At 36.7% G+C, this 5,900-nt stretch carries 1 protein-coding gene; it reads right to left on the bottom strand.

The genetic code is table 11. From position 1 onward, the window contains the following. Positions 1–149 precede the first annotated feature (149 nt). On the bottom strand, positions 150–5,609 hold the full coding sequence (locus tag Q0138_RS08665) for a C1 family peptidase (RefSeq protein WP_297983483.1): 5,460 nt from the start codon (positions 5,607–5,609) through the stop codon (positions 150–152). Positions 5,610–5,900 lie beyond the last annotated feature (291 nt).

Consider the following 5,900-nt stretch of genomic DNA (forward strand, 5'->3'; position numbering starts at 1 on the left):
AGAAAAAATAAGATTAGAAAAAATAAGATTAGAAAAAATAAGATTAGAAAAAATAAGATTAGAAAAAATATAATAAAAAATAAAAAGTTTAAAGTTTAAATTTCAAGATTTTAAAAAAAGAAAAGAATTTAAGAGGTTTCCCTCTTAAATTAATTTACAGTTATTTTTGTATTTGTTTTTATAGTAGGATCAGAGTCTAAACATATAACTACATCATAAACTCCTTTTACGAGGTCAATTGAAATGGAAGCACTACCATTTGAGTTGCTGATACGTTTATATGTATTTCCACAAATGATTATGTCAATTATTTCATTTTTCATAAATGTTTCATTTTCCATTAATAGAATTTCCAGTTTTTCATTTGCTCCTTGGTTTTTAATCAGTCCTTCAGTAATTATTTCAATTCCTCTCTCATTAGGTGTAGTGCCGTTTTCAGTGCTGTTTGCATTTAAAACACTGAATTCGGTTTCAGCAAGGCTTCCTTCATATTCTCCAATAGCTTCGAATTCTGCACTTAAGTCATAGTCCCCTGCCTTGAGATTAGGAAGGTTTACTGATGCAAATCCATCTATCACATTTACATACTGTTCCTCATCATCAATGGTCAATATGACTGTACCGTTGATGAATTCTGATCCGCATCTTAATTGGACAATGACCTTGGCAATCTCCCCCTCTGTGATGTTGTCAACAAGCAGGCTTAATTCTGTTGCATAGATTTTCTTAATAATCAGATTGCCTGTTGTCTGGTTGTGGTTGTAGTTTGCATCACCGTCATAAACTGCAATGTAAGTGTAGTTGCCTGCAGTTAAACCATTGATTGTAACGGTAGCCTGTCCATTTGAAATGTTTCCTGAATAACTGTGTCCATTAATGTTTATTGTAACGGTTCCTGTAGCTGCATCGTTTACGGCAACAATGATTTTAGCCATTTGGTTTTCGTAGACACTGTCTGCAACTGAGTAAATGTAAGTGTTGGACTTGTTGTTTGCACCTACATTGAACTGTGATGAATCCTGTGAATATACATAATGGTTGCCATTGGAATTGTCATCCCCAGCAATGCTAATTGTATACAATCCATTTTCCAAATCGCTTATGGATTTTTGGTATGTTGTGGCCCCATTTGTAGCGCCAATAGAATTTCCATTCAACAATACATTTACATTTACATTTAAAACGTTTGTTCCATCATCAAGGGTTATGGTAAGAGTTTCAACCTCCCCCTCATTGATGTTGTATGTGCTTATTGTTGCTATTGTATCAAATGTGGAATTTGTTATGGATACCCTTCCTCCAGCATTGTAGATATGTCTTTCCCTTACAGCACTGTTGTTTAGGAAAATGCAGTTTTTAATGGTTACAGAACCGCTTTCAACAAATATTGCTCCACCGTCAGCCTTTGCAACACAATTTGTAAAGTTTGAGTCAGTGATTGTTACGCTTGCAGAACCTTCAACGTTAATTGCTCCCGCAAGACCAGAACCGTTTTTGCCCTTTTCGTTAAACCAAAGTGCAGAACCTCTGGATGTTAAGTTGCTGAAACTGCAGTTTGAAATTACCAATGTTCCATCCTTTACATTTATTGCAGGAGCAGTGTCAACAGAACTTGAGGATATGATTCTGCAGTCATATATGTAACAGGATCCTTCCTTGATTGCAAGGAATCCCCCTTCCTTTACAAGTCCGTTTGCCATATAGCAGTTGTGCATTTCAATATATGCTTCCTTGGCGTATACGGCTCCACCGTCCTTTGCCAATACATTTGTGAAGTTGCTGTCATAGGCATAGAGGTAGGTTCTTTTCTCGCAGTAGATTGTTCCTTTCTTGCCGCCTGTCTTGTCGAAGGTGGTGTTGTAGAGATAAAGGCTTCCTGAATTGATGTGGATTGCTCCGCCTTCAACTCCCCAATTGTTCTTGTTGGATACAAAATGACATCCTGTCACTGTTAGGGTGCCGCTGGTTTCAATTGCTCCCTCACCGTCAAATCCTGTCTTGTTGCTGTCTGGACCTGCATCATGTTTGGCGGTATATGCATTGATGAATGTTAGGTTTGTCAATTTGACGCTTCCGGAACAGGTGAAGTAACCTCCATTCATGTTTGCATCAATGGTGGTGTTTCCACTACCTCTCAATTCAATGTTATAGAGGATATTTGAGTAATAGTTGACATATTTCACATAGGTTCCATTTGCAAGAATCACAACATCTCCATTTGTGGCCTGGTTCATTACTGCATTCCAATTGCTTGGACTGTCTGCTGAAAGACCTGTTCCAGTTCCGTTAGGGCTGATATAGTAAATGTTTGAGGCGGACAAACTTGAATCCTTAAGGATATTTGCGGTCTGTTTTGCATTTACCTTGATTGTATTTGTTGCAGTTTCTCCGGTAAGGATATTTGTTGCAATAAGTTCATAGATTCCAGGATGTAGGTAAATGTTGAATTTTGCTATTCCATTGCTGTCTGTTTTTCTGATGTAACTTGCATTTGCAACATGGATTCTAACTAATCCATTTTTCAATGGGGTTCCGCTGGCATCTGTAAGGTTTGCATAGTATGCTGTGGAATCGAGATAGTCCTTTTCTACATCACTGCCGATAATGGTTACAATATCTGTTTTTGTGATTGTCAGGATTCCGCTGGCCCTTTCTGCAGTATATCCGCTGTTTGAGTATTCTGCAATTATTGTAAGTGATCCCTCATTTGTAAAGAGGATTTGGTATTTTGCAATACCGTTTATCACATTTGCAGTGTATGTGCTGCCGTTTATGGTAAAGATGATCTTTCCTCCATTGATTGGATTGTTATTGGAATCCCTTACAGTTGCACTTAGGTTTACCAAGGTGTTCACTTCTGTCTTTATGTTTTCAACACTTACATATGCTTGTTCTTCGCTAGATTCTCCAGCTCTTGTAAATACCTTAATGCAAGCTACCTGTCCAGTGTAGAAGTGGTTGATTTCCTCTCCCCAATCATATGAGTAGTCATATAGGTCAGTCCAGCTGGTTCCGTCCTTACTGAAGTATGAAATTCCTGGCTTGTAGGTAAGTCTTGAGGCAACTCCTGCTTCATAAACTGGGAAACTTGCATTTTGAGCTTGTACCTTGATTTGCACTGTAAATATGTCTCCTTTTGTAATTGGGAATTCTTGTTTAAATGGAATGGTATAATAACCAGCTTGAGTATATCCGCTTTGGCTAATCTTTTCCACTCCATTTATAAAGAGTTTGGCTTCATAGTTACAGGCTGTCTCAAAGGTTGTGGAAAATGCTGATAGGATGTCATTTCCCAATGCTGTAAACTGGTTTTTGTAGTAAACCACATTATCAAAAGAAATGAAGAAGTCAGTCATTCCTCCAATGTCATATTGGTAGTTTCTATTGTATCTTACAGTATCATTTAAAATGTAGGTGTATGCAACATTCTTTTTATTGACTTGTAAAACTGAATTGTCGTAGTAGGAAACATAGAAATATCCATTGTCTCCCCATTCTTCACCCCAACTGTTTTTAACGATCCATGCACCGTTTGTGTCTGCTGCGCTTGACATTGCAAAATTATTCTTATTGAAATTGTCATCCCATCCTACAATTGTCACTGCATGGTTTACATAACTTGGTGTTCCTATTGCAAAGAAATATGAATTTGTCTGATTGTTCCAATTGATAGGGCTGTCAAAGTCTGCATACATCACAACGCTTACTGCACCATAGTCCATTATTGCTCTTTTAATTGCATCATTGTCCAATGCATTTGCACGTGCCGGTAGGAAGTAAACATTTTGAACATGCATAATTGCATCCTTTAAAACGGATAATGTGGAATAATCGTCATATTCATCGTCACTTTCCAATACTGGGCCAATCCAGCTGATCAGGTTACCCCAGGCCATTTCTGAGTGACCGCCCTCATTTGTGTCATAGCTCCAACCGTAAGGTGAATAGAGTTCAACAAGGTTTTTAACGTTTTCCTCGGATAGGTCAATTTCCTGACCTGTCGCTTTCATTATGCATGATTCCAATGCGGCGATTCCTGAAAATGCCCAACAGTTTCCACCGCCCTGCTGGTCACGAACTCCGCTGACCCATCCATAATTCCTTAAGTCATAACTGGATGGAAGGTTTCCGTTATAGCTTGAATTGTAGACCATCATTGTATAGTTTGAGTTGTAACCAATATCATAATCATATCCTTCCTGAGTGTGGATAATATTGTCATAAAGTGCAGAGCTGTCGTAAAATGATGTTCCGCTTAAATCCAGGGTATTGTTGTTTGAGAATATGCTTCCTCCATATCCTCTTGCAGCGGATTTTGATATATTGTCATTTTTAATTGTTACTGAACTGCAGTTGTCTATGTATAGGCAACCACCATCCAGTGCTTGGCTGTTTGTAAAATTGGAATTGGCAATGTTTACAGTTCCATACATTGTAAATATTGCACCGCCATAGTATTTGGCACTGTTATTGTTGAAATTGCAATTTGTAATGCTTAAGTCAGAGTTAAGATTACATATTGCCCCTCCAATGTCAGAGTAACCGTTGGTGAAATTACAGTTTGTAATGTTTATGTCTGTAACCTTTGCATAAATTGCTCCACCGGCATCTCCATCTGCACCATATCCGTCGAAGATACAGTTGGAAATTTGGATGTTTCCATCATCTGAAGCGATCACTCCACCATAGAGCTCTGATGTACTGTTGTAGAATTTACAGTTTCTAATTATTGTTGTACCATTGTTGTGGTAAATCGCTCCACCATATACTGCATGGCTATTTGTAAATGTACAGTTTTCAAGGGTGAGCCATGTTTTCATGTCATAATAGAGGTAGGTTGATCCCGGACTGTAGATTGCCCCTCCAGGAATATTGTGATATCCATAACTTTCATGGATGTCCACTCCATTATTATTCCTGAAGTTAACATTATACAGGCTTAAATCTCCTTGGTTTTTAAGGGGAGCACCTTCAAATGTCATATTGTAGATTGTTGTTTTTGCAATATTTGGAGTGTTGAAACTGAATGTGTTGCTTTGGCTAGTTCTGAAAATGGTTCCTTCAGTACTTTCTCCAATCAGGACTGTGTCTGTTATAACATCAAAAATATCCAAATATGCCATTGCGCCGTTTGAATATAGGTAAATCTCTTCATCAAGTTCATATACCCCATCTGCAAAGTATGCTGTCAATCCATATCCGTTGTATGGCAACCTGCTATCTGTAACATACTTGTATGGGCTGTTTTTTGTTCCAACACCATCGGTTTCAGCGGATGCATTGAAATAGATGTAATCACGGCTGCCATCTTTTAATTCTCCATCATTATCAGATGATGAAAGGGCAGTGGAATCATTCTCATTAATTGATGAAAGGCTAGAATCAGTCTCTATCTCATCCAATCCACTTAGGGTGTTTTGAGTTTCACTGTCATCATTTGAAAAATCACTTGAAATTTCAATTGTCATATCATTTAGTGCATTATCAATATTTCCCATATCACTGTCTTGAATCATTGAATTGTCATTATCATCAACAGCACTTACTGTTGACATGGCAAGGAAAATTAATAATACACTTATTGTTAGTATTAATTTATTAGTTTTCATTTCTTGACCTCAAATACTATAAGTATAATATTTATTTGTAAGATATATAAACTTTAGGTTTAACTAAATAGAAATGATTATATAATATAATAAATAAAGATTTCCTTAAGGTATAATTTTAATAAAACTTAATTAGGATTATATTTAACTTTGTTTAGCACTCCTAAGCTTTTCATTTAGGATGTTTTGCAATTTTTTGCATTTTTTTTATAATGATTTTGCAATGATTTTGTAATTTTTTTGCATTTTTTTTATAATGATTTTGCAATGATTTTGTAATTTTTTTGCATT

Origin of the sequence: uncultured Methanobrevibacter sp., from assembly GCF_937906425.1 — an archaeon.
Classification (GTDB): Archaea; Methanobacteriota; Methanobacteria; order Methanobacteriales; family Methanobacteriaceae; genus Methanobrevibacter.

Bases quoted from the DNA above. Each gene is read 5' to 3' on its own strand.
- Q0138_RS08665 (WP_297983483.1), bottom strand. From the start codon at position 5,609: ATGAAAACTAATAAATTAATACTAACAATAAGTGTATTATTAATTTTC.